Source organism: Leifsonia sp. McL0618 (assembly GCF_049994905.1).
Lineage (GTDB): Bacteria > Actinomycetota > Actinomycetes > Actinomycetales > Microbacteriaceae > Diaminobutyricibacter.
Map to the genome: position 1 here is coordinate 2,045,485 of NZ_CP188258.1, position 26,217 is coordinate 2,071,701.

At 66.2% G+C, this 26,217-nt stretch carries 24 protein-coding genes, 1 tRNA gene and 1 pseudogene; 21 read left to right on the forward strand and 5 right to left on the reverse strand.

Going from position 1 to position 26,217, the window contains the following annotated elements:
* Positions 1 to 10 precede the first annotated feature (10 nt).
* A complete protein-coding gene (locus ACPPVQ_RS09815; RefSeq protein WP_426521051.1) occupies positions 11 to 2,572 on the forward strand; it encodes an Rne/Rng family ribonuclease in 2,562 nt (853 codons plus the stop codon).
* On the opposite strand, the gene ACPPVQ_RS09820 is transcribed toward ACPPVQ_RS09815, so the two are convergent.
* The gene (locus ACPPVQ_RS09820) at positions 2,573 to 2,857 is read right to left on the reverse strand and encodes a DUF4031 domain-containing protein (RefSeq protein WP_426521053.1); all 285 of its coding nucleotides are present in this window, start codon (positions 2,855 to 2,857) and stop codon (positions 2,573 to 2,575) included.
* Positions 2,858 to 3,122: 265 nt separating this feature from the next.
* Here ACPPVQ_RS09820 and rplU point away from each other — a divergent pair, with 265 nt between their 5' ends.
* The 12 genes and pseudogenes from rplU to ACPPVQ_RS09880 all read left to right on the forward strand — a co-directional run.
* Positions 3,123 to 3,431 (forward strand): 50S ribosomal protein L21, encoded by a 309-nt coding sequence (gene rplU, locus ACPPVQ_RS09825; RefSeq protein ID WP_163289947.1) that lies wholly within the window; start codon positions 3,123 to 3,125, stop codon positions 3,429 to 3,431.
* Positions 3,432 to 3,461: 30 nt separating this feature from the next.
* A complete protein-coding gene (rpmA, locus tag ACPPVQ_RS09830) occupies positions 3,462 to 3,716 on the forward strand; it encodes a 50S ribosomal protein L27 (RefSeq protein WP_163289946.1) in 255 nt (84 codons plus the stop codon).
* Positions 3,717 to 3,844: 128 nt separating this feature from the next.
* Complete coding sequence (obgE, locus tag ACPPVQ_RS09835) at positions 3,845 to 5,386, forward strand: GTPase ObgE (protein ID WP_426521056.1); 1,542 nt, start codon at positions 3,845 to 3,847, stop codon at positions 5,384 to 5,386.
* On the forward strand, positions 5,383 to 6,183 hold the full coding sequence (proB, locus tag ACPPVQ_RS09840; protein ID WP_426521058.1) for a glutamate 5-kinase: 801 nt from the start codon (positions 5,383 to 5,385) through the stop codon (positions 6,181 to 6,183). The genes obgE and proB overlap by 4 nt, the downstream gene beginning before the upstream one ends.
* A gap of 9 nt (positions 6,184 to 6,192) precedes the next feature.
* Positions 6,193 to 7,461 (forward strand): glutamate-5-semialdehyde dehydrogenase, encoded by a 1,269-nt coding sequence (locus tag ACPPVQ_RS09845; protein ID WP_426521060.1) that lies wholly within the window; start codon positions 6,193 to 6,195, stop codon positions 7,459 to 7,461.
* 102 nt (positions 7,462 to 7,563) lie between these two features.
* Positions 7,564 to 7,821, forward strand: a complete 258-nt coding sequence (locus ACPPVQ_RS09850) for a hypothetical protein (protein WP_426521062.1) — start codon at positions 7,564 to 7,566, stop codon at positions 7,819 to 7,821.
* 11 nt (positions 7,822 to 7,832) lie between these two features.
* On the forward strand, positions 7,833 to 8,435 hold the full coding sequence (nadD, locus tag ACPPVQ_RS09855; RefSeq protein ID WP_426521064.1) for a nicotinate-nucleotide adenylyltransferase: 603 nt from the start codon (positions 7,833 to 7,835) through the stop codon (positions 8,433 to 8,435).
* Positions 8,436 to 8,491: 56 nt separating this feature from the next.
* Positions 8,492 to 9,928, forward strand: coding sequence for a hypothetical protein (locus ACPPVQ_RS09860; protein WP_426521066.1), 1,437 nt, complete (start codon positions 8,492 to 8,494; stop codon positions 9,926 to 9,928).
* A gap of 40 nt (positions 9,929 to 9,968) precedes the next feature.
* Positions 9,969 to 10,346: a ribosome silencing factor gene (gene rsfS, locus ACPPVQ_RS09865; protein WP_426521068.1), complete on the forward strand. Its 378-nt coding sequence runs from the start codon at positions 9,969 to 9,971 to the stop codon at positions 10,344 to 10,346.
* A gap of 95 nt (positions 10,347 to 10,441) precedes the next feature.
* Positions 10,442 to 10,517, forward strand: a tRNA-Ala gene (locus ACPPVQ_RS09870).
* Positions 10,518 to 10,742: 225 nt separating this feature from the next.
* Positions 10,743 to 10,949 (forward strand): helix-turn-helix domain-containing protein, encoded by a 207-nt coding sequence (locus ACPPVQ_RS09875; protein ID WP_426521211.1) that lies wholly within the window; start codon positions 10,743 to 10,745, stop codon positions 10,947 to 10,949.
* A 217-nt stretch (positions 10,950 to 11,166) separates the two neighbouring features.
* Positions 11,167 to 11,472, forward strand: a pseudogene (locus ACPPVQ_RS09880) (D-alanyl-D-alanine carboxypeptidase family protein); the annotation flags it as partial.
* 160 nt (positions 11,473 to 11,632) lie between these two features.
* On the opposite strand, the gene ACPPVQ_RS09885 reads toward ACPPVQ_RS09880, so the two are convergent.
* Complete coding sequence (locus ACPPVQ_RS09885; RefSeq protein WP_426521070.1) at positions 11,633 to 14,110, reverse strand: glycoside hydrolase family 38 C-terminal domain-containing protein; 2,478 nt, start codon at positions 14,108 to 14,110, stop codon at positions 11,633 to 11,635.
* A 196-nt stretch (positions 14,111 to 14,306) separates the two neighbouring features.
* On the opposite strand from ACPPVQ_RS09885, the gene ACPPVQ_RS09890 reads away from it, so the two are divergent.
* Both ACPPVQ_RS09890 and ACPPVQ_RS09895 read left to right on the forward strand, forming a co-directional pair.
* Positions 14,307 to 15,008, forward strand: coding sequence for a GNAT family N-acetyltransferase (locus tag ACPPVQ_RS09890; protein ID WP_426521072.1), 702 nt, complete (start codon positions 14,307 to 14,309; stop codon positions 15,006 to 15,008).
* Between the two features lie 288 nt (positions 15,009 to 15,296).
* Entirely contained in the window at positions 15,297 to 16,616 is a 1,320-nt protein-coding gene (locus ACPPVQ_RS09895) for an LCP family protein (RefSeq protein WP_426521074.1), read from the forward strand.
* Between the two features lie 19 nt (positions 16,617 to 16,635).
* Here the strand turns inward: ACPPVQ_RS09895 and ACPPVQ_RS09900 are convergent, their stop codons facing one another.
* The 3 genes from ACPPVQ_RS09900 to ACPPVQ_RS09910 all read right to left on the reverse strand — a co-directional run bounded on the left by ACPPVQ_RS09900 (position 16,636) and on the right by ACPPVQ_RS09910 (position 18,396).
* Positions 16,636 to 16,848, reverse strand: a complete 213-nt coding sequence (locus ACPPVQ_RS09900; RefSeq protein WP_426521076.1) for a DUF6186 family protein — start codon at positions 16,846 to 16,848, stop codon at positions 16,636 to 16,638.
* Entirely contained in the window at positions 16,845 to 17,465 is a 621-nt protein-coding gene (locus ACPPVQ_RS09905; protein ID WP_426521078.1) for a hypothetical protein, read from the reverse strand. The genes ACPPVQ_RS09900 and ACPPVQ_RS09905 overlap by 4 nt, the downstream gene beginning before the upstream one ends.
* A gap of 97 nt (positions 17,466 to 17,562) precedes the next feature.
* Positions 17,563 to 18,396 (reverse strand): UbiA family prenyltransferase, encoded by an 834-nt coding sequence (locus ACPPVQ_RS09910; protein ID WP_426521080.1) that lies wholly within the window; start codon positions 18,394 to 18,396, stop codon positions 17,563 to 17,565.
* Between the two features lie 95 nt (positions 18,397 to 18,491).
* Here ACPPVQ_RS09910 and ACPPVQ_RS09915 point away from each other — a divergent pair, with 95 nt between their 5' ends.
* From ACPPVQ_RS09915 to ACPPVQ_RS09940, 6 genes are all read left to right on the forward strand, one after another.
* Positions 18,492 to 19,502, forward strand: coding sequence for a LacI family DNA-binding transcriptional regulator (locus tag ACPPVQ_RS09915; RefSeq protein WP_426521082.1), 1,011 nt, complete (start codon positions 18,492 to 18,494; stop codon positions 19,500 to 19,502).
* A gap of 197 nt (positions 19,503 to 19,699) precedes the next feature.
* A complete protein-coding gene (locus tag ACPPVQ_RS09920) occupies positions 19,700 to 21,418 on the forward strand; it encodes a glycoside hydrolase family 13 protein (protein ID WP_426521084.1) in 1,719 nt (572 codons plus the stop codon).
* A gap of 99 nt (positions 21,419 to 21,517) precedes the next feature.
* Positions 21,518 to 22,894: an extracellular solute-binding protein gene (locus tag ACPPVQ_RS09925; protein ID WP_426521086.1), complete on the forward strand. Its 1,377-nt coding sequence runs from the start codon at positions 21,518 to 21,520 to the stop codon at positions 22,892 to 22,894.
* A gap of 92 nt (positions 22,895 to 22,986) precedes the next feature.
* On the forward strand, positions 22,987 to 23,928 hold the full coding sequence (locus ACPPVQ_RS09930; protein ID WP_426521088.1) for a carbohydrate ABC transporter permease: 942 nt from the start codon (positions 22,987 to 22,989) through the stop codon (positions 23,926 to 23,928).
* Positions 23,929 to 23,957: 29 nt separating this feature from the next.
* Positions 23,958 to 24,932, forward strand: a complete 975-nt coding sequence (locus ACPPVQ_RS09935) for a carbohydrate ABC transporter permease (RefSeq protein ID WP_426521213.1) — start codon at positions 23,958 to 23,960, stop codon at positions 24,930 to 24,932.
* A 40-nt stretch (positions 24,933 to 24,972) separates the two neighbouring features.
* A complete protein-coding gene (locus ACPPVQ_RS09940; protein ID WP_426521090.1) occupies positions 24,973 to 26,187 on the forward strand; it encodes a glycoside hydrolase family 3 N-terminal domain-containing protein in 1,215 nt (404 codons plus the stop codon).
* The last annotated feature ends 30 nt before the right edge of the window (positions 26,188 to 26,217 follow it).

Genomic DNA, 26,217 nt, shown 5'->3' on the forward strand with positions numbered 1-26,217 from the left:
TGCACCAGAGATGGTGGAAAACGAAAATACCGAAAACACGCAGGCAAATGGGGCGGATGGATCCGCTGAGACGGGATCGAGGAAGCGCACGCGACTCTTTGGGGCACGTAAGTCGTCGAAGAAGACTTCGATCCCCATCGACGAGCCGCAGGCTGTGACCGATGCCCCGGCCGAGGCCTCGGCGAAAACCGGGAGCGCCGCCGCTGCGGGCACCCGCTCAGTAACCGTTGCCGAGCCGGTGAATTCAGCCTCACCGGTCGAGGCGCCCGTAGACGAGGCCCCCCTGGAGGCTCCCGTGGACAAGACCCCTGACACTGACATGCCTGACACTGAGACGCCCGACGCCGAGGAGCCAGCAGCCCAGAAGTCCGCCGCGCAGGTCGTCGACAGCCCGCCGGCGCCGCTGCAGCGCCCCGCGACTGCCATCCTGTTCCAGGCACCGGACATCAAGCCGCTTCCGCCGCTGCCCCGTAACAACCGGGACGGCGACGGAGAAGAGGCCAGCACGGTGCGCCGTCGCGCGCGACGACGCCCGGGCGACGAAGGCCGACCCGGATCGGACGACCCTGCGAACACGGTCGTCAAGGTACGCACGCCGCGCGAGCCCGAACTGATCACTGAGCCGCAGCGGGTCAAGGGTTCGACCAGGCTCGAGGCCAAGAAGCAGCGCCGCCGTGACGGCCGCGACGCCGGCCGTCGCCGGCCGGTCATCACCGAGGCCGAGTTCCTCGCACGCCGCGAGTCCGTCGACCGCCAGATGATCGTCCGCTCGAAGAACGGCCGTATCCAGATCGGCGTTCTCGAAGACAAGGTGCTCGTTGAGCACTACGTGGCAAGGTCGCAGGAAGCATCGCTGATCGGCAACGTCTACCTCGGTCGCGTGCAGAACGTGCTCCCGAGCATGGAGGCGGCGTTCGTCGACATCGGCCGAGGCCGCAACGCGGTGCTCTATTCCGGCGAAGTCGACTGGGAGGCTGCCGAGACCGGTAACCAGCCGCGTCGCATCGAACTCGCGCTCAAGCCGGGCGACCGGGTCCTCGTGCAGGTCACCAAAGACCCCGTCGGTCACAAGGGCGCTCGGCTGACCAGCCAGGTATCACTGCCCGGCCGCTACCTCGTGTATGTGCCGAACGGTTCGATGAACGGCATCAGCCGCAAGCTGCCCGACACGGAGCGCGCCCGTCTCAAGAAAATCCTCAAGGACGTGCTCCCCGAGAACGTCGGCGTGATCGTGCGCACGGCGGCCGAAGGTGCGACCGAGGAGCAGCTGACGCTCGACGTCACCAGGCTCACCGCACAGTGGGCCGACATCAGCAAGCAGGTCGAGTCTGTGCAGGCGCCTGCCCTCCTCCACAGCGAGCCCGACCTGCTCATCAAGATCGTGCGCGACGTCTTCAACGAGGATTTCCAGAAGCTCATCATCGCCGGCGACGACGCGCGCCAGACCATCGAGAGCTACCTCCGCCAGGTGGCACCCGACCTGCTCGACCGGGTCGAGCCATACAAGGGCGACCGTGACGCATTCGACGAGTTCCGCATCAGCGAGCAGATCGAGAAGGCGCTCGACCGCAAGGTGTGGCTGCCGTCGGGCGGCTCGCTGGTCATCGACCGCACCGAGGCCATGACGGTCGTCGATGTGAATACGGGCAAGTTCGTCGGGTCGGGCGGAAACCTCGAAGAGACGGTCACGAAGAACAATCTCGAGGCCGCTGAAGAGATCGTCCGCCAGCTTCGCCTGCGCGACATCGGCGGGATCATCGTCGTCGACTTCATCGATATGGTCCTCGAGACCAACCGCGACCTCGTGCTCCGTCGTCTGATCGAATGCCTGAGCCGCGACCGCACGAAGCACCAGGTCGCCGAGGTCACCTCGCTCGGACTCGTGCAGATGACACGCAAGAAGCTCGGCCTCGGCCTGCTCGAGACGTTCAGCGAGCCATGCGAGGTCTGTGCCGGACGCGGAGTGATCGTTCACCACGAGCCGGTGGTCAAACACCGTCCGCCGCAGCAGGCGCCGACCGAGCGTCGCCGCGGCCGCGGCGGCCAGCAGGGTGGCCAGCAGAACGCCGGCGGCGGTTCTGCGCCGTCGACGACTAACGGCGCGACCCACGCCATCACCGATGACGCGAAGAACGCACTCGCCCAGATCGCCGCGAGCACGATCCTCGCCCACGCACACGACGAGCACGGCGCGGATGCTGCGCCTAGCGTCGAGGGCACCGACGAGACGGTTCACGGCAAGCATGTCGCCCCGCCTGTCGACGAAGCGTCCGGCGAGCTGGAGACCCCGGCATCCGTCGGTGCGGCCGCGGACACCGTCGAAGCGGCAGCGCCTCCCGCCGAATCGTCGGAGACCGTTGCGATCCTCGACATTCCTGTCACCACGGCGCCGAAGAACAATCGCCGTGTGAAGGCGAAGGATGCCGAGCAGCTGCTGGACTCTGTACTCGACGCCCTGCCCCAGCCGAAGCAGCCGGGCCAGGGTCGCAGCCGCAACCGTCGGGTGACCACGGCATCGCTGTCGGGCGGGGTCATCGCGTCCGAGGTCACGCGTACCGAGCCCGAAGACTGATCAGCCCTGCGGCCGGTGGGCTGCGCGGTCCTTCGCCGGGATCCGGAGTCCACTGGCCCGCAGGCGTCTGACCAGCTCCTTGCCGGTCACGGCGCTCGCCCCGGCGTTCACGAGCTGGTCGTACATCTCCGCCGGAACGTCATAGTGGTCGAGGTCGAACGCGCGCGACCGGATGCCGTTCGCGGCGGCGAAATCGTGCAGTTCGCTGAGAGACTCGTCGCTCACCACGTGCGACCACAGCGTGCCGTGCGCAGGCCACGCAGGGGGATCGATCAGCACCGTCATAGGATGATTGTAGGAACCGGCCGTTCCCGAAAGCGTGGACCTGGGTCCGCGCCGCGCCGCGAATTGACCGGGAAGGACCCATCAGCTAAAGTTGACCGTTGGTGTGTGTTGGGCATAGCCCGCACGTTTGCCATGGTTTTCTGAGAGGTGGAGCGCCGAAAGCGGGACTCCAGTCTCACCAGTGACTCCCTGAAGATAAAGCAGGAACTGCAACAGCAGCTTTTCGAAGCGCGGGTGCGGATCCCCAGAGAAAAGGTACGTAAAAGTGGTTTACGCAGTTGTGCGCGCCGGTGGTCGGCAAGAAAAGGTCGAGGTCGGCACCATCGTGACGATGGACCGCATCAAGGCCGACAAGGACGGCAACGTCGAGCTGGCTGCTGTGCTGCTTGTTGACGGTGACAAGATCACCTCCGACGCAAAGTCGCTCGCCAAGGTGAAGGTCACCGCCGAGGTCCTCGGAGACCTCCGCGGCCCGAAGATCGTCATCCAGAAGTTCAAGAACAAGACCGGCTACAAGAAGCGCCAGGGCCACCGTCAGGAGCTCACGCGCGTCAAGATCACCGGCATCGCGTAGCGCCGACACAAGGCTTAGGAGAAGAAGCAGATGGCACATAAAAAGGGAGCGAGCTCCACTCGCAACGGCCGTGACTCGAACGCCCAGCGCCTCGGCGTGAAGCGCTTCGGTGGCCAGGTCGTCAGCGCCGGCGAGATCATCGTCCGCCAGCGCGGCACCCACTTTCACCCCGGCGTGAACGTCGGCCGTGGCGGCGACGACACCCTCTTCGCCCTCGCCGCCGGTGCGGTCGAGTTCGGCAACAAGGGCGGCCGCAAGGTCGTCAACATCGTGGTCGACGCCTAACCAGCACCAGACACACACGGCTTTTCGGATGGGCGAGCTTCGGCTCGCCCATCCGTGTTTGAGGCCCACGGCGAATCCTCGCCACGCAGTACCGTAGTCCCTAGCAAACAAGCGCACCTGGAGTATCGATGGCAACGTTCGTGGATCACGTGACGTTGCACCTGCGCGCCGGTAACGGCGGTAACGGGTGTGTCTCGGTTCGTCGCGAGAAGTTCAAACCTCTGGCCGGGCCTGATGGAGGCAACGGCGGCAACGGCGGCGACATCGTTCTGGTGGCGGACCCCCAGGTCACGACGCTGCTCGGCTATCACCGCAATCCCCACCGCTCGTCCGACAACGGCGGCTTCGGCATGGGCGACCACCGCAGCGGCCACACGGGTGAAGAACTCGAATTGCCCGTTCCGCTCGGCACGGTCGTCAAAGACGTTGAGGGCAACGAGCTCGTCGACATGAACGAGCCCGGCATGCGCTTCGTCGTCGCCCCGGGAGGCCAGGGCGGTCTCGGCAACGCCGCGCTCGCGTCGACCAAACGCAAGGCTCCCGGCTTCGCCCTGCTCGGTACTCCGGGCTGGGAGGGCGACGTCAACCTCGAGTTGAAGACTGTCGCCGACATCGCCCTCGTCGGCTACCCGTCCGCCGGCAAGTCGAGCCTCGTGGCTGCGATTTCGGCAGCGAAGCCGAAGATCGCCGACTACCCTTTCACGACCCTTCACCCGAACCTCGGTGTGGTTCAGGCCGGCGAGGTGCGGTACACGGTGGCGGATGTCCCCGGACTCATCGAAGGAGCGAGCGAAGGCAAGGGCCTCGGCCTCGAATTCCTGCGCCATGTCGAGCGTTGCAGCGCGTTGCTGCATGTGCTCGACTGTGCGACCCTCGAGCCCGGCCGGGACCCGCTCACCGACCTCGACGTCATCCTCGCCGAGCTGGCCGCGTACCCGGTGCCTGACGGTCAGGTGCCACTCCTGGAACGCCCACAGCTGATCGCCCTCAACAAGGTCGACGTTCCCGATGCTCGCGAGCTGGCCGACTTCGTGCGTCCGGAGCTCGAATCGCGCGGCTACCGCGTGTTCGAGATCTCCACCGTGAGCCACGAAGGGCTTCGTCCGCTGTCGTTCGCCCTAGCCGAGGTCGTCGAGAGGGCTCGCGCAGAGGCCGCCGCCGCCGAACTGATCAGGCCCCGCATCGTCATCCGCCCGAAGCCGGTCGACGAGGGCGGCTTCGTGGTGCGGGTCGAGGGCGGCTCGTTCGGCAACGTCTACCGCATCCTCGGAGCGAAACCCGAACGCTGGGTCGCCCAGACGGACTTCGCAAACGACGAGGCGGTTGGCTTCCTGGCGGACCGCCTGGCGAAGCTGGGCGTCGAAGACGAGCTGTTCAAGGCAGGCGCCGTGGCCGGATCGACAGTCGTCATCGGGCACGACAACGGCGTGGTCTTCGACTGGGAGCCGACGCTGACGTCGACCGCCGAATTGCTCACCGCGCCACGCGGAACGGATGCCCGCCTCGATGCCAGCAGCCGACCGACGCGCAACCAGCGCCGTGAAGAGTACTTCGAGCGCATGGACGCGAAAGCCGAAGCGCGTGCGGAACTCCTCCGGGAGCGCGACGCGGGCCTCTGGCACGATGACGAAGGCTTTGAAATCTCACGCGAGGAGACCGACCCGGAATGACGATCGCGGATCGCAGCCAGGTTCCCGCCGCGAGACGCGTCGTCGTGAAGGTGGGCTCATCGTCCATCAGCGGTGACAACGCGGGACAGATCGCGCCGCTCGTCGATGCCCTCGCGGAAGCGCACGGGCGGGGCACCCAGGTCATCCTGGTCTCCTCGGGCGCGATCGCGACCGGCATGCCGTACCTGGCGCTCGATTCCCGGCCGACCGACCTGGCCACCCAGCAGGCGGCAGCGGCCGTCGGCCAGAACGTGCTCATCTACCGCTACCAGGACAGCCTCGACCGTTACGACATCGTCGCGGGCCAGGTTCTGCTGACTGCGGGTGACATGGAGACCCCGACGCACCGGGTCAATGCACAACGCGCCATGGAACGCCTGCTCGACCTGCGCATCCTGCCCATCGTCAATGAGAACGACACCGTCGCGACCCACGAGATCCGATTCGGCGACAACGACCGCCTGGCGGCTCTCGTCGCCCTCCTCGTCAAGGCCGACCTGCTCGTCCTGCTCTCCGACGTCGACGCGCTCTACACCAAGCCGCCGCACGATCCCGGTGCCGTGCGCATCGATGAGGTCGCCTTCGACGACCCGCTCGAGGGAGTCGAGATCGGGTCGACCGGTCTCTCGGGGCTCGGAACCGGTGGTGCGCTGACCAAGGTCTCCGCTGCACGCCAGGCCGCAGAGGAAGGCACGGCGGTCATCCTCACGGCGACCACCATGGTCAGGGATGCGCTCCGCGGCGAAGCCGTCGGCACCTGGTTCGCGCCAGCCCAGCAGGATCGAACGCTTCAGTAAGCTTGTCCCATGGCTGAGACCACGCTGGACCGCGCAACTCTCTTCGACAAGCTCACCGCTGCCAAGGCGGCATCGATCGTGCTCGCGACGGCGACGACGGCGCAGAAAGACGTCGGCCTGACGGCCATCGCATCCGGAATCCGGGCGTCGGCGCGTGACGTCCTTGAAGCGAACGAGCTCGATCTCGCGAACGGACGTGAGAACGGTCTCTCGGCCGGTCTTATCGACCGGCTCACGCTGACCGAGGCGCGCCTCGACGGCCTGGCGGATGCAGTGCTCGAGGTCAGTGCGCTCACCGACCCGGTCGGTCAGGCGGTTCGCGGCAGCGCTCTGCCCAACGGTGTGCAGATCACCCAGGTGCGTGTTCCGTTCGGGGTGGTCGGGGCGATCTATGAGGCGCGGCCGAACGTGACCGTCGACATCGCTGCGCTGGCACTCAAGAGCGGCAACGCCGCAGTCCTCCGCGGAGGAAGCGCGGCCATCAACACCAATCGCGTGCTCGTCGATGTGATCCGGTCCGCCCTGGCGTCCGCCGGGCTGCCGGCGGAGTCCGTGCAGACGATCGACGAATTCGGCCGGGAGGGCGCGACGGAGCTCATGAAAGCTCGTGGTCTCGTCGACGTGCTCATTCCGCGGGGGAGCGCCGAGCTGATCTCGACGGTCGTCCTCGAGTCCACGGTGCCGGTGATCGAGACGGGTGCGGGCGTCGTGCACATCTTCCTCGACGAATCCGCCCGAAACGACTGGGCGGTCGAGATCGTGCACAACGCCAAGGTGCAGCGGCCGAGCGTGTGCAACGCGGTCGAGACCGTTCTCGTCCACGCCGCAGCCGCAGACCGGCTCCTTCCGCTGATCGCCGACAGACTGGGCGAATCGGGTGTGACCATCCACGCGGATGAGCGGGCACGCGCCATCCTGCCGTTCGCCGTCGCCGCAGTCGACGAAGACTGGTCGACGGAGCACATGAGCCTGGATGTCTCGGTGAAAGTGGTTGACACGATCGACGAGGCCATGGCGCACATCCGCCGGTATTCGACCCAGCACACCGAGTCGATCATCACCAACGACCTGCAGAACGCAGAACGATTCCTTGCCGAAGTCGACTCAGCCGTGGTCATGGTCAATGCGTCGACGCGTTTCAGCGACGGGGGCGAATTCGGGTTCGGTGCAGAAGTCGGGATCTCGACGCAGAAGCTCCACGCGCGCGGTCCGATGGGTCTGCCCGAGCTCACCAGCACCAAGTGGCTCGTGCGCGGATCAGGTCAAACCCGCGCCTGAGCCGCCGCTGACACGCGGCTGGGCGGGCACTATGCCAGGACTGGGAGTGTTGGCGCACTAGACTGTGGGGTGGCGTTCGCGCCGAGGAAAGGAACAACCACGATGTCATTCGCGACGGCCCTTCTGGCCCAGACTGAGCCCACGACTCAGCTTTTCATGCCGCCGTGGGGGTTCGGCCTCACCGCCATCATCATCTTCGCGGTCCTGGCTTTCGTCATCTGGACCTATCGTGATGTCGCCAACCGTCACAGCCACCGCACCGGGCCGCACGCAGCCGAGCACGCGACCGCGCCGGGCGCGACCCACCACGGCACCGGGCACCCGACCGAGTCCGCGCATCCCACCGAGTCCGGGCGCTGAACCCGGATCGCATGGTACTGCCGGAGAAGCGCCGCCCACGCATCGGCGTGATGGGTGGAACGTTCGATCCGATCCACCATGGGCACCTCGTGGCAGCGAGTGAAGTCGCCCAGTCGTTCGACCTCGACGAGGTCATCTTCGTGCCGACCGGTCAACCGTGGCAGAAGGGTGCCGTGTCGACGGGCGAGCACCGGTATCTGATGACGGTGATCGCAACCGCATCGAACCCGCGCTTCACGGTGAGCCGCGTCGATATCGATCGCGAGGGGCCGACCTACACGATCGACACGCTCTCCGACATCCACCGGTCCCGCCCGGAAGCCGAGCTGTTCTTCATCACCGGGGCCGACGCGATCGCGCAGATCCTCAGCTGGCGCGACGTGAACGAGCTGTGGGCGCTCGCGCATTTCGTCGCTGTGAGTCGCCCGGGACATGACCTGACCATTTCAGGATTGCCAAACCAGGACGTAAGCTTGTTGGAGGTTCCGGCCTTGGCAATCTCGTCAACCGACTGTCGGAGCCGGGTGAGCAGGGGATTCCCCGTCTGGTATCTCGTACCTGACGGTGTTGTTCAGTACATCTCCAAACACCATCTGTATCGGAGTGTGGCATGACTTTGTGGCAAGACCAGCCGCCACAGACACGGCGACAGGCCCGGGAACAGGAGCGCTTGCAAGCTCCCGCAGAAACTGCGCCGGCCTCGTCCCGTCGGGCGGCCACCGTTGAACCGACCCCCGCCGGGGAGATCCCGGCGGTCACGACACCGTTCGTCTTCGCGTCCGGTCGTGACACGGCTGCGGCCGGAGGGCAGGCGGCGCCGACCCCGTTCGGCGAGCCGAGTGCTCCTCCCGCTCGCCCGAACCTGCCCGCCTATGGCGCGTCGTTCGACGCGATCCTGACCCAGGAGCCGGAGCAGACACAGCCCGACGCTCAGCCGTCGCAGCAGTCGCCTCTCTTCCGGGATATGCCCGCGACGGATTCGGTGGAGCCGGTCACGACCCCGGTCGCGCTTGTTCCCGCTTCCGAGTTGCCCTCGACTCCGCCGGTCACGAATCCGCCGGTCGGCGACTCCGATTGGGTGCCCGAGCGCACTCTCACGCGTCGTGAACTTCGCGCGATGCTTCAGGCAGAGGAGGCGAACCAGTTCGCCGGAGGCCGCGAAGGTGTGGAAGAGCAGTCCGCACCTGTGACTCGCGCGTTCACTCCTCCGCCCGCGCCGGCCGAAACGCCCCAGATCGCCGATCCTCTCGCCGCCCTGTTTGCGCAGAACCCGCCGCAAGCCGAGCCCGAAGACATTCCAGGGGCATCCGCATCCGCCCTCCCGATCGCCCAGCAGCCCGCCGCTCCATCAGCGTGGCCGTTCGCACCGCTGACGCCTACGGGCGCCGATCCGGATGCAGAAGCGCAGGCGACCGAGGCGCCGGTCCGCGACGAGCCGCGTCGTGAACAGAGTATGAGCTTCGGTCTGCCGCTGGTCCTGCCTGCTGCCGCGCAGCCTGTCGAGCCGGCCCCCCCGGCGCCACCGGCTTTCACGCCGGTTGCTCCCGCGGCTCAGGCATCATCGCCCGTCGCACCAGCATCGCAGAGCGCAACGGTCGATGAGTCGTCACGCCAGCCCTACCAGCCGCCGGTCGGTCACTGGTCGACTGCGGGCGACCTCGACGACAAGAACCAGCAGTTCGACCAGGTTCTGTCGCGCAGTGTCGGGGCGTCCGGAGCCGCGACGACGACGAACGCCCTCATCCTGCCGGTCGTACCTTCGGCGCCTGACGCAACGGGTCCGCTGACCAGCACGGGTGAAATCCTCGTTACTGGTTCGATCGACCTGCCCCGTGGTCTCGGATCGACGGGACAACATCCCGATCGCTACGACACCTCCGACATGGACAGGATGTTCGAGCAGGACGGGGACGAGTTCAACACCTCCGACGTCGCTCCGATCCGCGCGTCGCGCGCAGTGAGCACCCACACGTCGACCCGCGGAGTCATCACTCCACCCAAGAAGCGCGGTGGGCGTCTCCCCGTCGTTTTGTCCATCACGGCGGCCGTCCTGGCCATCGGAGTCGTCGGACTCCTCGTCGCCGGCTACATCCTGAAGGTCTTCTGATCATTTTCGTCACTCGTTTCGTTGTCCCGGCGGCCCGCGCATGACCGCCTCCGAACGCTCCATCGAGATCCTGCAGGTCGCTGCACGTGCAGCCGACTCGAAAGGTGGGGACGATCTGGTCGCGCTCGACGTGTCGAACCCGCTGCCACTCGCCGACATCTTCCTTCTGGCGACCGGTCGCTCCGAGCGCAACGTCGTCGCCATCGCGAGCGAGGTCGAAGACAAGCTCAACGAGGCCGGAGTCCGTACCCTGAGGCGCGAGGGCAAAGCCGAAGGCCGCTGGATCCTGCTCGATTTCGGCGACCTCGTCGTGCACGTCTTCCACGAAGAGGATCGCATGTACTACGCCCTGGAGCGCCTCTGGAAGGACTGCCCCGTCGTTCCTCTCGAGCTCCCCGTCCACGAGTCGGCGGAGTAGTCCCCAGACGCCTTAGCGGTGCGCTCGGTTTTTACGTGCGCGCCGAATGTAGTACTCTGAGGAGGTTGTTTCCGAGCGATCGTAAACAGCATTCTGGGTCTGTGGCGCAGCTGGTAGCGCACCTGCATGGCATGCAGGGGGTCAGGGGTTCGAGTCCCCTCAGATCCACCAAAAACCCCGTCATTTCAACGAAGTGACGGGGTTTTCTGATGCCAGATTCGGCCGCACGGGCATTTACGGGACAGTTTCAACCGTGAGTGACCGCGGAACAACGGCAAGTGTGGTTTCGGCGCCGTCCCGCCACAAACGGACTAACGGCAAGCAACTGCATAGATGCCCGCATGACCACCGCAACGCCGTCTCCCACTGCCCGAGAACCTCGAACCTCTGCTCACCATCGAAGCTCTGGCCGCGTACCTCCAGGTACCGGTCCAGACCATTTACCGGTGGCGCGATAAGAGGTCCGGGCCCGCCGCATTCAAGATCGGCAAGCACCTGCTGGGCACGTTGCCGGTGCCCAGGAAACCCGCAGCGCTCCGGCCGCCGCGCCCAGAGATGACCGGCCGCGTCGACAAGGTCGAACTCTACAAGCTCGAAGGGTGAGGTGTCGGACCGCACTGATGAGGGGCTGGCTGCGACCGAGCAGCTGCTGGGGAGTGGTCGGCAGCCTCCGACCGCTTGCGCCGAACCAGACAATCTTCGTGGCGGAAAGACAATCTGTTTCGACGGTCGACATACGATTCCGGGACTGGCCATAAACGCAAGTATCCGACCCGTTAGTTGCGTTTATGGTCGCTAAACGGCCGAGCGACACGTCACGTTCACGTTCACGAACGGTTGGCGCAGCGAGCGCTACCAGCAGTTCCTTTTCGACCAGGCGGTGATCGAGTACGGGAGCGAAGAGGAAGCCAGTCGCTGGGTCAAGCGAGGCAACCAGTCGAAGCATGTCCGGGGAGAAGCGGTCGATGTCGCGACTGCTGACGCAATGGACTGGCTCAACCGGTTCGGTTCTGAATTCGGCCTCTGCGCGAACTACGCGAATGAGATCTGGCACTACGAATACGTCGCCGCGGCCGCCTCCTCCGGCACTTGCCCGGAGCTGATCGCCGGCGCCGGCGCGGGATGAATGCTGTCGCATCACTCCGTCGCGATGCGGATGCTCCGTTCTGCGAATGCGGGAAGCACCAGTTCGCGCGGCACATCCAGGTCGCCCGCGGCCAAGGGCTGCTCGAGCACGTCCACGACAGCAAGCGTCCCGTGCGACCGCAGCGGCCCCAGCGGTATCCCTATCTCCCCGCCCCGGTGATGTTCCTGAGGCGAAGGATCAGTCCGTCACCGAACGAGGCAACCTTCAGGTGCGCTTCGATCCCATGCAGATCCGGCATGTCGAAGAGCGTTCCGGTCCCGGCGCCCGTCGGCTTGTAGTCCCGCAGGACCACCGGTGTCACGAATTCCTCGAGTGCGAACCTGTTGGCATCGGCGTAGTCACACCTCCCGTCGTGTGTCGTGAAACGGTACCGGAGCGGGATCTGACCTTCCTGGCTTGCCTTGAAGTTCACCATCCAGTGGTTGTTCAGCGCCCACGACACCAGCGCCGGGCGATCCGGCTCGACGCTGTCTCCGACCGCGTTCGTCGTGATGCCGCCGAGCTGCACAAGCGGTGCATCAAGGGATGCGACGGTCACCCCACGCGTGCCGTCGCTCACGTCCGTCCAGCGACGCGTCGGGTACCAGTCGAAGACCGATCCCGGCACCTGGTCCTGGTTGGGCCTCACAGGCGTTCCGTTGAGATCGACGACGTACTCGTGTCCCTCGAGGTTCACGGGAAAGAGGATGTACACCGACTCGGGTTCGGTCTGCGGCTCTTTGTCCAGGAGCCAGTCGACATGCAGCGTCCGGGTCTCCGTCGGCAGGCTGATGCGGCAGGTGGCCCGTCGTAGGCCGCGACCGGTGATCGAGACCTCGATGATGGCGCTGCCCGCCTCGATCCGCGCGGGCGAGCACTCGACGGTCGAGGCCGGTTCCCTGTCGAACGGCGGGTTCGTCACCCAATGCCCGAAGTCCCAGTCGCTGAAATCGTTCACGAAGAGAGCATCGCGGCCGTCGGGACTGTCGACCGTCTCATGCAGGTAGGTTCCGAATCCGCCCAGGTCGGAGGTGTCCGCGAAGTCATGCTCGAGCTGCTTGTCGAACCAGCTCGAGATCCGTCCCGTGCGCGAATCGACTTCCACCCGGTAGAACGCGTTCTCGATCACGGAGCCGGCAGCGACCAGATCGCCCGCCTCAGCAACCTTCGAGGGATGGATGAACGCGTAGCCGTATCCGGGAACGGTGACGCGAACGGTTGCGACTTCGCTCGCCGGCGGACCACCCCACGGGACGTTCCTCGGGAAGAAGCTCTCCAGCATCCCGGCAGGAGCGCCCCCCGCGCGGAATTCGGGTACTTCGACGTTGACCGTGCGTTTGAACGGCAGGGGATTGAGAACCAGCAGCTCGCTCTCGTCCTCGGTCGGGTAGGCGCGGTCGCTTCCCAGATCGCCGAGGTCGAATCGTCCCTCGACGGCGCGGTCTGCGTGCGCGTCGGCGAGCTGCCGTGCCGAACGGGTGAGCATGTCGTGCGAGTCCATCGCCGATTGGTAGGCGAAGCTCGCCTTGCGGTTCCACTGCGCCCGGGTGAACAGCGATTCGGGTGCATCGATGCTCGAGAATCCACCCCACGTGTGCTCGTCGAACAAGGTCATCGCCTCGTAGGTCTTTTCGACGAAATCCTTGCCGAACTGGGGGGACTTTCCGCTGGCGACGAGCCACGCGGCCAGGACCTCGGCCGTAGCGAGTACTTCGTGCGTCGCACGATTGACTCCGGTCTCGTACGCGCTCGAGCCGGCTCCATCAGCCCACCAGTCGGTCCAGTCGCCACGGATCGTCGGGAGCTCGTCGGTGCCGAACGCGGCCAGCTCCTCGCGGAACAGGCGCGGCGTGCTGAACTCGATTCGTGGTTCCCGTCCGCGATCATTCCACTCCTGCACGAAGTCGGCCATGCGAACGTCGGGGGGCCCATTGTCGACGCGCATCGGATGCGTGGATTCGACGTACAGAAAGTCGTACGGGAACGATTCGGAGTTGTTGAGCGCGTCGAGATAGGAGGGGAGTGACTCGTCGACGAACCGCCAGTCACCGAGCTTGGCCTGGCTGCGGCCGAAGAGGTAGTGGAACCCGTTCCAGGTGAGCAGCTTGTTGCCCGCGGGTCCCTCCCACCAGAAGGCGCCAGGGAACGGTCGCGGGGCTCGGCCTCGCGACTGGTTGATCGCCATGGTGAGAAAGTCGATGCCGATCGATGGCAGGAGATCCGCGAAGATCCAGCTCACTCCGTTCACGTCGTCCTGCATGGCGGTCTGCACGTCGATGCCCATCTCTTCGCGCAGCACCCGTACCGGATAGAGGCTGCATCGCATCTGCTCCGGCGACAGCAGCGGTGTCAGGTTGTACTGCATCGCTGCGACGTCGATCGCGCCGCGCTCCTGCCAGTAGCGAAAGCGTGCCACCTCGGACGGCCCGGCCTCCTTGAGATACCGGACAAGCGGACCCGTGACCTCGCACACCCAGCGGTACTGGCTTGCCGGCTCGCGTGACGCCGTCGCCTCGATGAGATCGAGGGCATCCCGGACGAATTCGCCGTGCTGACGGAAGGCGACGTCCTGGTAGTCGTTGAAGCCGATGTCGTGGTGAGTGTGGTTCGCCACGAGAATCCGATTGATCTGAGCCATCACATCTTCCCTGATAGACGCATTGGTAACGTTCCCAACGCGACGAGGCTATCACGCTCATCGGTGTCCCGAATGGCACATTGTCCCGTCACCCGCTGATGCAATACCCTGAGCCAGCATTGTTGAATGACCGCAAGGGAGGCCGCGTGACGACGCGAGTGACCGTTGCCGCGACCACGGTCTTCCACCTCGAGCCATGCCCGTGACCGCCGAGCACGACGAAACGGACGTACTCGCCAACCCGGTGTGGTCGGCGCTGAACGGAGACCACACGTCGCTGGCGCGCGTACACGGCCACGCCCGCATCTACGACCCGGAGGTCTCGGTCTTCGGCGGGATGCCGAGCGAACCCCCTGCCGAGGCGTGGGCCGACCTGGCCGCGCTTCTCGGGCCCGAGGACGGAGTCGTCGTCGTCGGCACGAGCATCCGTCTGCCCGAGGGCTGGGAAGCGCTCCGGGTCATCGAAGGTATGCAGTTCGTCGAGTCGGGCGTTGAAGGCGGGCTAACCGACGACATCGTTGCGCTCGGTGAGGCTGATGCCGTTGAGATGCTTGCGCTGGCGGAACGCACCAGGCCCGGCCCCTTCTTGAGCGGAACGGTGCGACTGGGCGGTTATGTCGGCATCCGGGACGCAGGACGACTTGTCGCCATGGCCGGCCGCCGCATGCGCCCCGACGGGTGGATCGAGGTCAGCGCCGTCTGCACGGATGAGGGCTATCGTGGCCGGGGCATGGGCGCCCGTCTCGTGCGCGCGGTCGTCCAGGGCATCCACCAGGAAGGCAGGCGAGCGTTCCTTCACGTCGAGAAAGGCAACGACGGAGCCATCGGTCTCTACCGCAAACTGGGCTTCGAAACCAGCCGTGACATGACCTTCCTCTTCACCCGCCCGGTCGCCTGAGCCCCGACGTCGCGCTGGCGAGGGACGTCGGGCAGGTGCGCGACATCCTCGCGAAGGCCGGCGAGGGACTCCCGCCCGCGTATGCGACGGTCGACGAGGCGATCGCGGGGGTAAAATCAGTCTGACCGGGCTTTCTGAGTGATCTCGGGAAAGTCTGCGATTACCGGATGGGTTTCGGCCGGGTGTTTACAGTCAATACATGGCCCCGATCGAATATAGTGCTGGCGATGTCTTCATGACACATGCGCCGCAGATTCGGCGCTTCAGAGCCACGCAAGGAATCCAGAGATGAGTGACGGCGCGCCCGTTCGGCGGAGGCGATCCAGCGGACCCCCGTCGATCCGTCACGGCCGCCTGCACAAGCGCCGGCCCATTGCGACCATCGCGAAGATCCTTGTGGCGACGCTCGGAGTGCTGATCGTCAGCGGGGGATCCCTCGCAGCCATCGCGGCCTGGGATGTCGCCCGCACGATCAAGCCGGGCGTGCATCTCGCCCTGCCGCCGGGCAAGACGGCCGTGCCCATCCCGAGCGTCGGTGCCATCGACGGCGGCGTGAACCTGCTGCTCACCGGAACCGACACGCGCACCGGCCAGGGCGGAGCATTCAATTCCGCCGATGAGCTCAACGGAAGCTCTGGAGCCGGAAACAACGATGTGACCATGCTTCTTCACATCGCGCAGAACCACCAGAGCGTCACCGTCGTCAGTTTTCCCCGCGACATGATGATCCCCATCCCTCAATGCCCGTCGCAGAACGGCGGCTCGTACGACTCGGTCGACAAAGGGATGATGAACTCGACGCTCTCACGCGGCGGACTGTCCTGCGTGGTGCTCACCATCGAGAAGCTCACAGGCGTGACCATCCCGTTTGCAGCGGAGATCAGCTTCGACGGCGTCAGCGCGATGTCGAACGCCGTGGGCGGCGTCACGGTCTGCCTGGCGTCCCCGGTCGTCGACAAGTACACCAATCCGGCACTCGACCTCGCAGCGGGCCAGCAGACCATCGTCGGTGCGGAGGCCCTGTCGTTCCTGCGCAGCCGGCACGGCGTCGGAGACGGGAGCGACCTCGGGCGCATCAGCAACCAGCAGGTCTTCCTGTCTGCACTCGCGCGCAAGATCGTCTCCGGAGGCGTGCTGGCCAACCCGTTCCAGCTCTATCCTCTGGCCAAGGCCGCGGCGTCCAACATGACGCTCTCCGACACCCTGACGAACCCGACCACGATGGTGCAGATCGCACTCGCGATCAAGGACACAGGCCTCGACAAGATGACGTTCATCCAATACCCCGTCATCACGGATCCTGACAACGTGAACCGTGTGATCCCTCAGGACTCAGCTGCCCAGGTCCTCGACGGCGCCCTCGTCAACGACCAGCCGGTGCAGCTGACCGGAACGACCGGTCGCGCGGCGGAGCTCAACCCGAATACGCCGACCCCGACGCCGACCCCCGCCCAGACCGTCGCTCCCGTGACCCCGGGAGCGACGCCGACACCCGCACCGACACCGGCGCCCACCCCGACTCCATCGGGACCCGCTCCGGTCGTCCTCCCGGATTCGATCTCCGGTCAGACCGCCGCCGAGCAGACCTGCACGAAGGGCAACGGCTGAAGCGTGCCGTTCCTGTCGCTCAGGCGGCCAGTGGCGGCGTCGCAAGGAAGTGCCAGCCGATCCACCACCAGAAGAGGACGATCGTCACGCGCGCTGCCCGGTCCTGCATGACCCCGTCGAGGAGCTCGCCGAAGCTGGCCATCCGCGAGCCTTCCCGGCGCGACGTCAGCGCCAGCACGAGCATGGCCACGCCGCAGGCGATGAATCCGGCAATGGTGACGATCCTCGTCATGTCGACCTCCCTCTCCGGATGAGCGCGTAACCGCCGAGAAGCCAGAGCGCGATGAGAACGGCCCTGCCAATCGGGGAGGCGATAAACGGGTCGACAAGGTCCGAAAGCGGCGGGAAGGCATATTCGGCTGCGGGCGACGGCCTGGCCATGAAGTACGCGCCGACTTCCCAGGCGAGCCCCGCCACAGCGACGACGGACCACGCGACTGCCGACCTCCGAACCGCATCCGGTCGCGCCCTCGGAGCCGGGTTGCCGGGCTGCGACCAGACGACCGGCATGAGAGCGATGCCGATCGCGACGAGGGCGACCGTCTCGACGCCGCCATAGAGCGGGGCGAGGGCGAGAACCAGGAGGGCCACGGCCATCAGCACCGCGATCAGGACACGGCGGATGCGCCGCTCGCGGTTCAGCGGCACGAAACCCAGCCAGCCCAGCGCGTCCGCCGTCAGCACGAGTGCTCCACCGAAGAAGATCAGTGCATCGAGCGGTGCTCCGCGGAAGAGATGGAATGCGCCGGTCAGACAGAGGATCGAGATCCACGCGGCACGCGTGACCGTTGCGGAGCGCGTGCCTGTCTGTTGGGCGCGTTCCGACTCAGCTGGTCGATCGGTTGCCATGGCCACACCAGAGTACGCTCGAAAGCCGCTGAACGTGCGCTGCCCGGGTGTTTCGTGTCGCCCCTGCGTTCGCTGGGAACTTGGGGGATCGGACGCTTCAGAGTGCAGTCGACTGGCCGGCAAGCGCGAGCATCACGACGTCGATGAGCGCGCACGCCATGATCAGCCGCATGAGCACACGCGTCGTGTTGGTGCGCGCCACAAGAACGATGCCGATCGCCGCAATCACCAGCCCGATGACGAGTCCGGCCAGCAGCGCCGGACCCGGATCGGGGCCAGGGCCGTACGTCAGGATGATCGTCGCGGCGGCAACGCAGGCGAAAGCGACGTACCCGGAGGTGCGTGCGCCGAGTCGATGGGGGAGCCCCCGGACCCCGGTGTCGCGGTCGTCGGCTAGGTCGGGCAGCACGTTCGTGAAGTGTGCGGCGATGCCGAGCAGTGCTCCGACGACGATCACCCAGGGAGCGGGGAACTGAGGTACCGGCTGCCCGAGGGTCGCCACCGCGGGGAGCAGCCCGAAGCTCACGGCATAGGGGAGGACCGAGACGGGCGTGTTCTTGAGCCCCAGGTTGTATGCCCATCCCATCGCAACCGCGACGATGTGCGTGATCGCCGCCAGCGGTCCGAGCAGGAGCGACAGCACGACCATGACCGCAGCCGCGACGAAAGCGGCAGCGCGTACGGCCCCGACAGGGACCGCCCCGCGCGCCGCGGGCTTGTCCGGCCGGTGGACCGCCGCGTCGCGGCCGGCGTCGATCCAGTCGTTCGACCACCCGATGGAGAGCTGACCGGCGAGCACCGCCGCCATCAGCAAGATGAGCCGGGCCGGAGCGTAGGACAGGCCGAAGCCGAGCACGCCGGCGACCAGTGTGACCACCGCGGTGGGTCCCGGATGGCTGGCAAGCAGCAGGGATCGGACCGGTTTGGGCATGGTCACATGCTAGGAGGGGCGGCTGCCACGGCACGAGGACGCGCACAATGTAAACAATTTGCGTGATCTTGCAACGAATTGCGTATGATCGGGACATGTCGAAGCGTTTGGCCGAAGTGGCCCGAAAAGTCGGTGTCAGTGAAGCGACCGTGAGTCGCGTCCTCAATGAGAAGCCCGGTGTCTCCGACGCGACCAGGCAGGCGGTACTGACGGCCCTGGACGTGCTCGGCTATGAGCGGCCCAGCAAGCTGCGCGGCGAGCGGGCGCGACTCGTCGGGCTCGTGCTGCCGGAACTGCAGAACCCGATCTTTCCCGCTTTCGCCGAAGTGATCGGCGGCGCACTCGCGCAGAACGGTTACACGCCGGTGCTCTGCACCCAGACCGCCGGCGGTATCTCCGAGTCCGACTACGTCGAGCTCCTTCTCCAGCAGCAGGTCTCCGGGGTGGTGTTCGTCGGGGGCGCCTACGCGCAGCAGGATGCGTCGCACGACCACTACGCGCGGCTCACCGACCTCAATCTTCCGACCGTTCTGGTCAACGCGCCGGTGGATGACCTGGACTTCGCGACGGTCTCCTGCGACGACTCCGTCGCCACGGAACAGGCGCTGAACCACCTGCGGCAGCTGGGCCACGAGCACATCGGCCTGCTGCTGGGGCCGCGGGACCACGTCCCCTCGCAGCGCAAGCTCGCGGCCGCGAAGCGGGTGGTGGCGTCCTGGGGTCTGCCATTCCGCGATGACCTGGTCGTGCACTCCCTCTATTCGCTGGAGGCCGGGCAGGCGGCGGCGACACGGCTGCTCGCCGCCGGCGTCACGGCGATCGTGTGTGCGAGCGACCCCATGGCCCTCGGCGCGATTCGCGCGGTGCGGCGAGCGGGGCTGTCGGTGCCGGGGGATATCTCGGTGATCGGCTACGACGACTCGGCGCTGATGAACTGCACCGAGCCTCCGCTGACTACTGTGCGCCAGCCCATCGAGCCGATGGGGCGAACCGTGATCGAGCTCCTGCTGCGTCAGATCTCGAGCGATTCTGCGATCTCGGACGAACTGTTCTTCGAGCCGGAACTGGTCGTGCGCGGCTCGACCGGACCGGTCGCGAGGCGCTGATTTCCACGCAACGCAACGCAAAAGTACGCAAATAACTTACGTTCTGTTTAGTTCTTGCATCAATCTGTCGATAACGCTACGTTTGCGTTCGACGAAGGCGCCGAGAGGTTCGACGCGGTCGCCAACGCCCCGAACGAACCCGTCGACCCGCCCCGCACCGCGAAGGCCGGGAGTCGCCCGATTGAGAAGGACTCCGAGTGGATTTTCCCGTGCTCGCCGCCCAGCCAGAATCACCGGCGTCCGCTGGCGCCGCTGAGACGGCCGTCGCGCGGGCCGCCGCGCCGCCGCAGAACGATCCGCTCTGGTGGCGGAGTGCCGTCATCTACCAGATCTACATCCGCAGCTTCGCCGACGGCAACGGCGACGGGATCGGCGACCTGGCCGGTGTGCGCAAACACCTCGGCTACCTCCGGGACCTCGGCGTCGATGCGATCTGGTTCACGCCCTGGTACGAGTCGCCTCTCGCCGATGGCGGCTACGACGTCGCGGACTACCGCACGATCAACCCGGCATTCGGAAAGCTGGCCGAAGCAGAAGCGCTGATCCACGAGGCGCTGCAGTTCGGCATCCGTACGATCATCGACGTGGTGCCCAACCACATCTCGGACCAGCACCCGTGGTTCCAGCAGGCGCTGGCCGCCGCCCCGGGGTCGCCAGAACGCGAGCGGTTCTGGTTCCGACCGGGCACCGGACCTGACGGCGACGAGATGCCGACCCACTGGGTGTCGAACTTCTCGGGCGAGACCTGGACGCGCACCACAGACCGCGACGGCACGCCGGGCGAGTGGTACCTGCACCTGTTCACGCCGCAGCAGCCCGACCTGAACTGGAACCACCCCGACGTGAGAGCGGAGCACGAGGCGATCCTGAAGTTCTGGTTCGACCGCGGCGTGGCCGGCGTGCGCATCGATTCGGCGGCCCTGCTGGTCAAGGACGCGGACCTGCCCGAGGTGCCGGAGCATCCGGGGCCCGGCGAGCATCCCAACCAGGATCGCGACGAACTGCACGACATCTACCGCGGGTGGCGGGCGATCGCCGACTCCTACCCGGGGACACGCGTGCTGGTCGGCGAGATCTGGCTCCCCGACATCGACCGGTTCGCCATGTACCTGCGGCCCGACGAGCTCCACACCGCCTTCAATTTCGACTTTCTCGCCCGCCCCTGGAACGCGCGGGAGCTGCGGTCGTCCATCGACCAGACGCTCGCCGCGCATGCGCCGGTGAACGCACCGTCGACCTGGGTGCTCTCGAACCACGACGTGACCCGGCCCGTCACCCGGTACGGCCGTGAAGACTCATCGTTCGCGTTCGTGAAGAAAAGGGTCGGGACGCCGACCGATCTGGCCCTCGGCGAGCGCCGTGCCCGGGCTGCTGCGCTACTCACCGCGGCACTCCCCGGCTCGCTCTACATCTACCAGGGCGACGAGCTCGGCCTTCCCGAGGTCGAGGACATCCCTGCCGGCCGGCTCGAAGACCCGATGCATTTCCGGTCGGGCGGAATCGACCCCGGGCGGGACGGATGCCGTGTGCCGCTTCCCTGGCGCGGCATCCGACCGCCATTCGGGTTCAGCCCGGCCGGCGCATCCGACGAGCCGTGGCTGCCCCAGCCCGAATCGTGGGCGCACCTGACCGTGGAAGCGGAACAGAGCAATCCCTCATCGATGCTCTGGCTCTACCGGCAGGCGCTGCGCATCCGACGCAAGAACGACGGCCTCGGCGACGGACCGCTCGACTGGCGTGACGGACCGGACGATGTGCTCGTCTTCGCCCGTGGCGAGCACTTCGTCAACGTCACCAATCTCTCGGATGCGCCGATAGCGCTCCCTGAGCACACGGCCATCCTGCTCTGCAGCAGTCCACTCGAATACGGACTTCTGCCCCCGGACTCCACGGCGTGGCTACGAACACAGCACTAGCCGCCGGAGAGCGTCGCGGAACCCCACCACGACGCACAACGCACCACCCGCAATGACAAACCCACAGAAACAACAAACACACTCCGAAAGGAACTGACAATGAGGTCACCAAGAACGGTCGCCGCAGTCGCGGCGATCACGCTCGCAGGCGTCGGTCTGTTGGCCGGCTGCTCGAGCTCGGGCAGTGGGGACAGCGCCGACGGCAAGACCCACATCACTGTCGCCAGCCTGATCCCCGGCAGCGACAAGTCGGCATTCAAGGCGTTCGACGACCGCGTCAAGGCGTTCGAGAAGGCGAACCCTGACATCGTGATCAAGTCCGAGGAATACCAGTGGACGGGACCGACGTTCGCCACGCAGCTCGCGGGCGGAACCCTGCCCGACGTGTTCAATGTGCCGTTCACGGACTCGCAATCGCTGCTCCAGGCCGGTCAGCTCGCCGACATCACAGCCGAGGTCAGCCAGCTGCCGTACGCGAACAAGTTCAACGAGAACATCCTCGCGGTCGCCAAGAGCGGCGACAAGATCTACGGCATCCCGTACGGACCGTACGCGATGGGGCTGTCGTACAACCGCGAGCTCTTCCAGAAGGCCGGGCTCGACCCGAACAAGCCGCCGACAACGTGGGACGAGGTGCGCGCCGACGCGAAGACCATCTCGCAGAAGCTCCCCGGCGTCGCCGGCTACATGCAGATGACGCAGAGCAACACCGGCGGCTGGATCCTCACCACCACCACGTATGCGCGCGGTGGACGCATGGAGACGGTCTCGAACGGCAAGACGAAAGTCACCGCCGACAACCCCGTCACCAAGGAAGCCCTCCAGTACCTGCATGACATGCGCTGGACCGACAACTCGCTCGGAAGCAACTTCCTGTTCGACTGGAGCGGCATGAACCAGGCGTTCGGTTCCGGCCAGGTGGCCATGTACCCGAGCGGTTCGGACGTGCTCACCTCGCTGGTGCAGCAGAACAAGTTCGACCCGAAGAACTACGGGCTGGCCATGCTGCCGATCGCGAACTCGAGTGACGCCGGCGTGCTCGTCGGTGGAAACGTCGCAGCCGTGAGCCCGAAGTCGTCGGATGCCCAGCGCAAGGCCGCAGTCAAGTGGATCGACTTCTACTACATGCAGAAGCTGCTCGACCAGAACCAGGCCGTCGCCGACGCGAAGACGCTCGCCGCGTCGAACCAGCCGGTCGGCGTTCCGACCCTCCCGGTCTTCGACAAGGCCACGTATGACCAGACGCTGTCCTGGATCAAGGACGAAGTGAACATCCCGCTCGAGAACACGGCGCCGTTCACCGACAAGATCTTCGACGCGAACCTGGTTCCGGAGCCGAACAAGCACACGCAGGAGCTCTACGGAGCGCTCGACTCGGTGGTTCAGGCTGTCCTGACCGACAAGAACGCAAACATCGACAAGCTCCTCAGCACCGTGGACACCAACATCCAGGCGCTGGTCGACGCAGACAAGTAACCAGCCGCTGTGAGGCTGGCGGGGCGCCCGGCGCCCCGCCAGCCTTCAGCCGCTTTCGGCGAACCCCAGCACCGAAAAGAAAAGGCAGACCCATGACAGCCATCGACCGGCCGAGAACGACCTCGCGCAGAGTCGTCAGACGTACCCCTGCAACCTGGATCCGTGGAGGGGGCCTCAGCAGCCTCGTCTTCCTCGCGCCGATGCTCCTCATCTTCGGTGTCTTCTCGTGGTACCCGATCGTGCGGGCGGTCGTCATGAGCTTCCAGCACACGAACCTCGTGTCGACGCCGACGTGGGTCGGCTGGGACAACTTCGTCCAGGTGGTGAACGATCCCCTGTTCTGGACGTCCGTAGGCAACACCGCGTGGTTCGCCCTCCTCGCGCTCGTGCTCGGATATCCGGTTCCCCTTATCGCAGCGGTGCTGATGAGCGAGGTGAAGCGGGCGAAAGGCCTGTACAGCGCGCTCGCGTACCTGCCGGTCGTCGTACCCCCGGTCGTCGCAGTGTTGCTGTGGAAGTTCTTCTACGATGCACGTCCGACGGGCGTCTTCAACACGATCATCGGCTGGGTGGGCATTCCGCCCCAGCCATGGATCCAGAGCGCGACGCAGGCCATGCCCTCACTCGTGGTGGAGGCCACGTGGGCTGCGGCCGGCGGAACGATCATCATCTACCTTGCGGCCCTGACCGGGGTCGCGCCCGAGCTCTACGACGCGGCCGAAGTCGACGGGGCGAGCATTTGGAAGAAGATCTGGCACGTGACGCTGCCGCAGCTGCGCGGCATCCTCCTGATCACCCTGATCCTCCAGATCATCGGCACGGCGCAGGTGTTTCTCGAGCCGTACCTCTTCACCGGGGGCGGCCCGGTCAATTCGACCGTGACCGTGCTGCTGCTGATCTATCGTTACGCGTTCCAGAACAGCCTCGGGGGCGCGTACGGCGAAGCAACGGCGCTCAGCCTGATGCTCGCGGTGTTCCTCGCCGTGCTCTCGCTCGTTTACTTCCGCCTCACCAAGTCCTGGAGCCAGAATTGACCACCTCGACCGATTACACGCCCGAGGTCATGAACGTCCTGACCGACGAGATCGAGAATTCCGGTGTCGCGGGCGGCTCGCCCAAACGACCACGGCGGAGGCGACGCGACAAGCCGTCGCCCGAGAGCACGGACCGGAGCATCCTCTCACCGTCCGACTGGCGGCGCCGGAACATCCGGTGGACGAACCGCACCCTGCACATCGTGCTCCTCATCGTGCTGATCCTCGTGGGCCTCGGCCCGCTGCTCTGGCTGGCGAAGTCGGCGATCACCCCGACGATCGACACGCTCCAGACGCCGATGGCCCTCTTCCCGCACGGGGTCGACTGGGCGAATCTGTCGACGGCGTGGTCGACGGTGCATATCGATGTGCAGTTCATGAACACGATCTGGGTCGCGGCCGGCTCCTGGTTCTGCCAGATCGTGGTCGCGACGACAGCGGGCTATGCACTCAGCGTGCTGCGACCGAAATACGGCAATGTGCTGTACGGACTGGTGCTGGGCACCCTGTTCGTCCCGGCCGTCGTGCTGCTGGTCCCGCTCTACCTGACGATCCTGAACCCGCCGCTCATCGGTACGTCGCTGATCAACTCCTTCTGGGCGGTCTGGCTCCCGGCCGGTGCGAACGCCTTCAATGTCGTGCTCGTGAAACGGTTCTTCGACGCACTCCCGCGCGAAGTCTTCGAGGCCGCCCGCACCGACGGCGCTGGTCCCTTCCGCCTGTTCTGGTCGATCGTGCTGCCGATGTCGAAGCCCATTCTGGGCGTCGTCTCGGTCTTCGCGATCATCGCCGCCTGGAAGGACTATCTCTGGCCGTCGCTGGTGCTGCGAGATCCTGGCCTGCAGCCGCTCTCCGTCCGGCTGCCGCTGCTGCAGTCGGCGATCGAGCTGGACGTCTTTCTGGCTGCCCTCGCGATCTCGACGCTGATCCCGATCGCGCTCTTCCTCGTGTTCCAGGGGCTGTTCCTGCGCAGCGCCGGTCTCGGAGGCGCCGTCAAGGGGTGATCCGCAGGGTGCGTTCGGGTTGCGCCCGTACCATCGGAAGGTGACAGCCCATCGGACAGTGGTAGCGCATCCGACCTACCGGGGGAGACGTGGTCGCGCACAGCGCGGCGCGGTCGTCCTCGCAGTCGTCGCGCTCATGCTCGCAGGCTGTGCATCGGGCGGAGCCGGCATCCCGTCGCGCCCTTCACCCTCGCCGACGGCTCAGAGAGCGGCCCCCGACCCGATCGCGGAATATGCCGAGGCCCGCCTCGCGTCGATGACGCTGAGGCAGAAGGTCGCGAGCCTTCTCATGCTGCACCGGCCGGGCGTCGACGGAGCGGCGCTCCGTGCCTTCGTCGGCAACTACGGGCTCGGCGGCCTGATCCTGATGGGGGACAACATCCCACCGGGACTGGACACGCTCCGGGCGGAGACGGCCGAGATCAGTTCCGACCCCGGACTTCCCGTGCTCACAGCGACCGACGAGGAGGGCGGCATCGTCAAGCGGCTTCCCGAAGACGGGGCGCCGGGGGCGGAGGAGCTGAAGGAGCAGACTCCGGATGCGACGCGGGCCGCCTTCGCGAGTCGCGCGGCGCTTCTCAAAGCGGGCGGCATCGCCCTGAACTTCGGAACGATCGCCGACGTGACCGCCGATCCGAATTCGTTCATCTTCGACCGTGTGCTCGGCACGACGCCGGCGGATGCCGCCAGCCGGGTCGCAGCATCGGTCGCGGGCCAGAAAGGGGTGGTTCTCTCGACCCTCAAGCACTTCCCCGGGCATGGCGAGGTCGAGGCGGACTCGCACCTCTCCATCCCGACGACGCCGGTGTCGCTGGCGCAGTGGCGGCAACGTGACGAGCCGCCTTTCGAGGCCGGTGTGCGAAGCGGGGCGGATGTCGTGATGTTCGGCCATCTCGTCTACAGCGCAGTGGACAGCGCGCCCGCCTCGCTTTCCGCCGTGTGGCACCGCATTCTCGCCGACGAGATCGGTTTCGACGGCGTCACCATCACCGACGACCTGAGGATGCTGCAGGACTCGGGCGTACCTCAGTACCGCGATCCGGGCGAGAACGCGGTCCGTGCGCTGGCGGCGGGCAACACGATGCTGCTCTTCGTGCTGGGGGCGAGTCCGTCGCAGGACGGCGTCGACCCGGGTCACATCATCGACGCGGTCGTCGCGGCGGTGAACGCGGGCCGGATCGGCCTGGCGCAGATCGACGAGGATGCGCTGAAACTGCTCACGCTGAGGCGCTCGCTCGCCGTCGGCAATGACTGATCGAAACAATTTCGGCGATCCGGAATAACT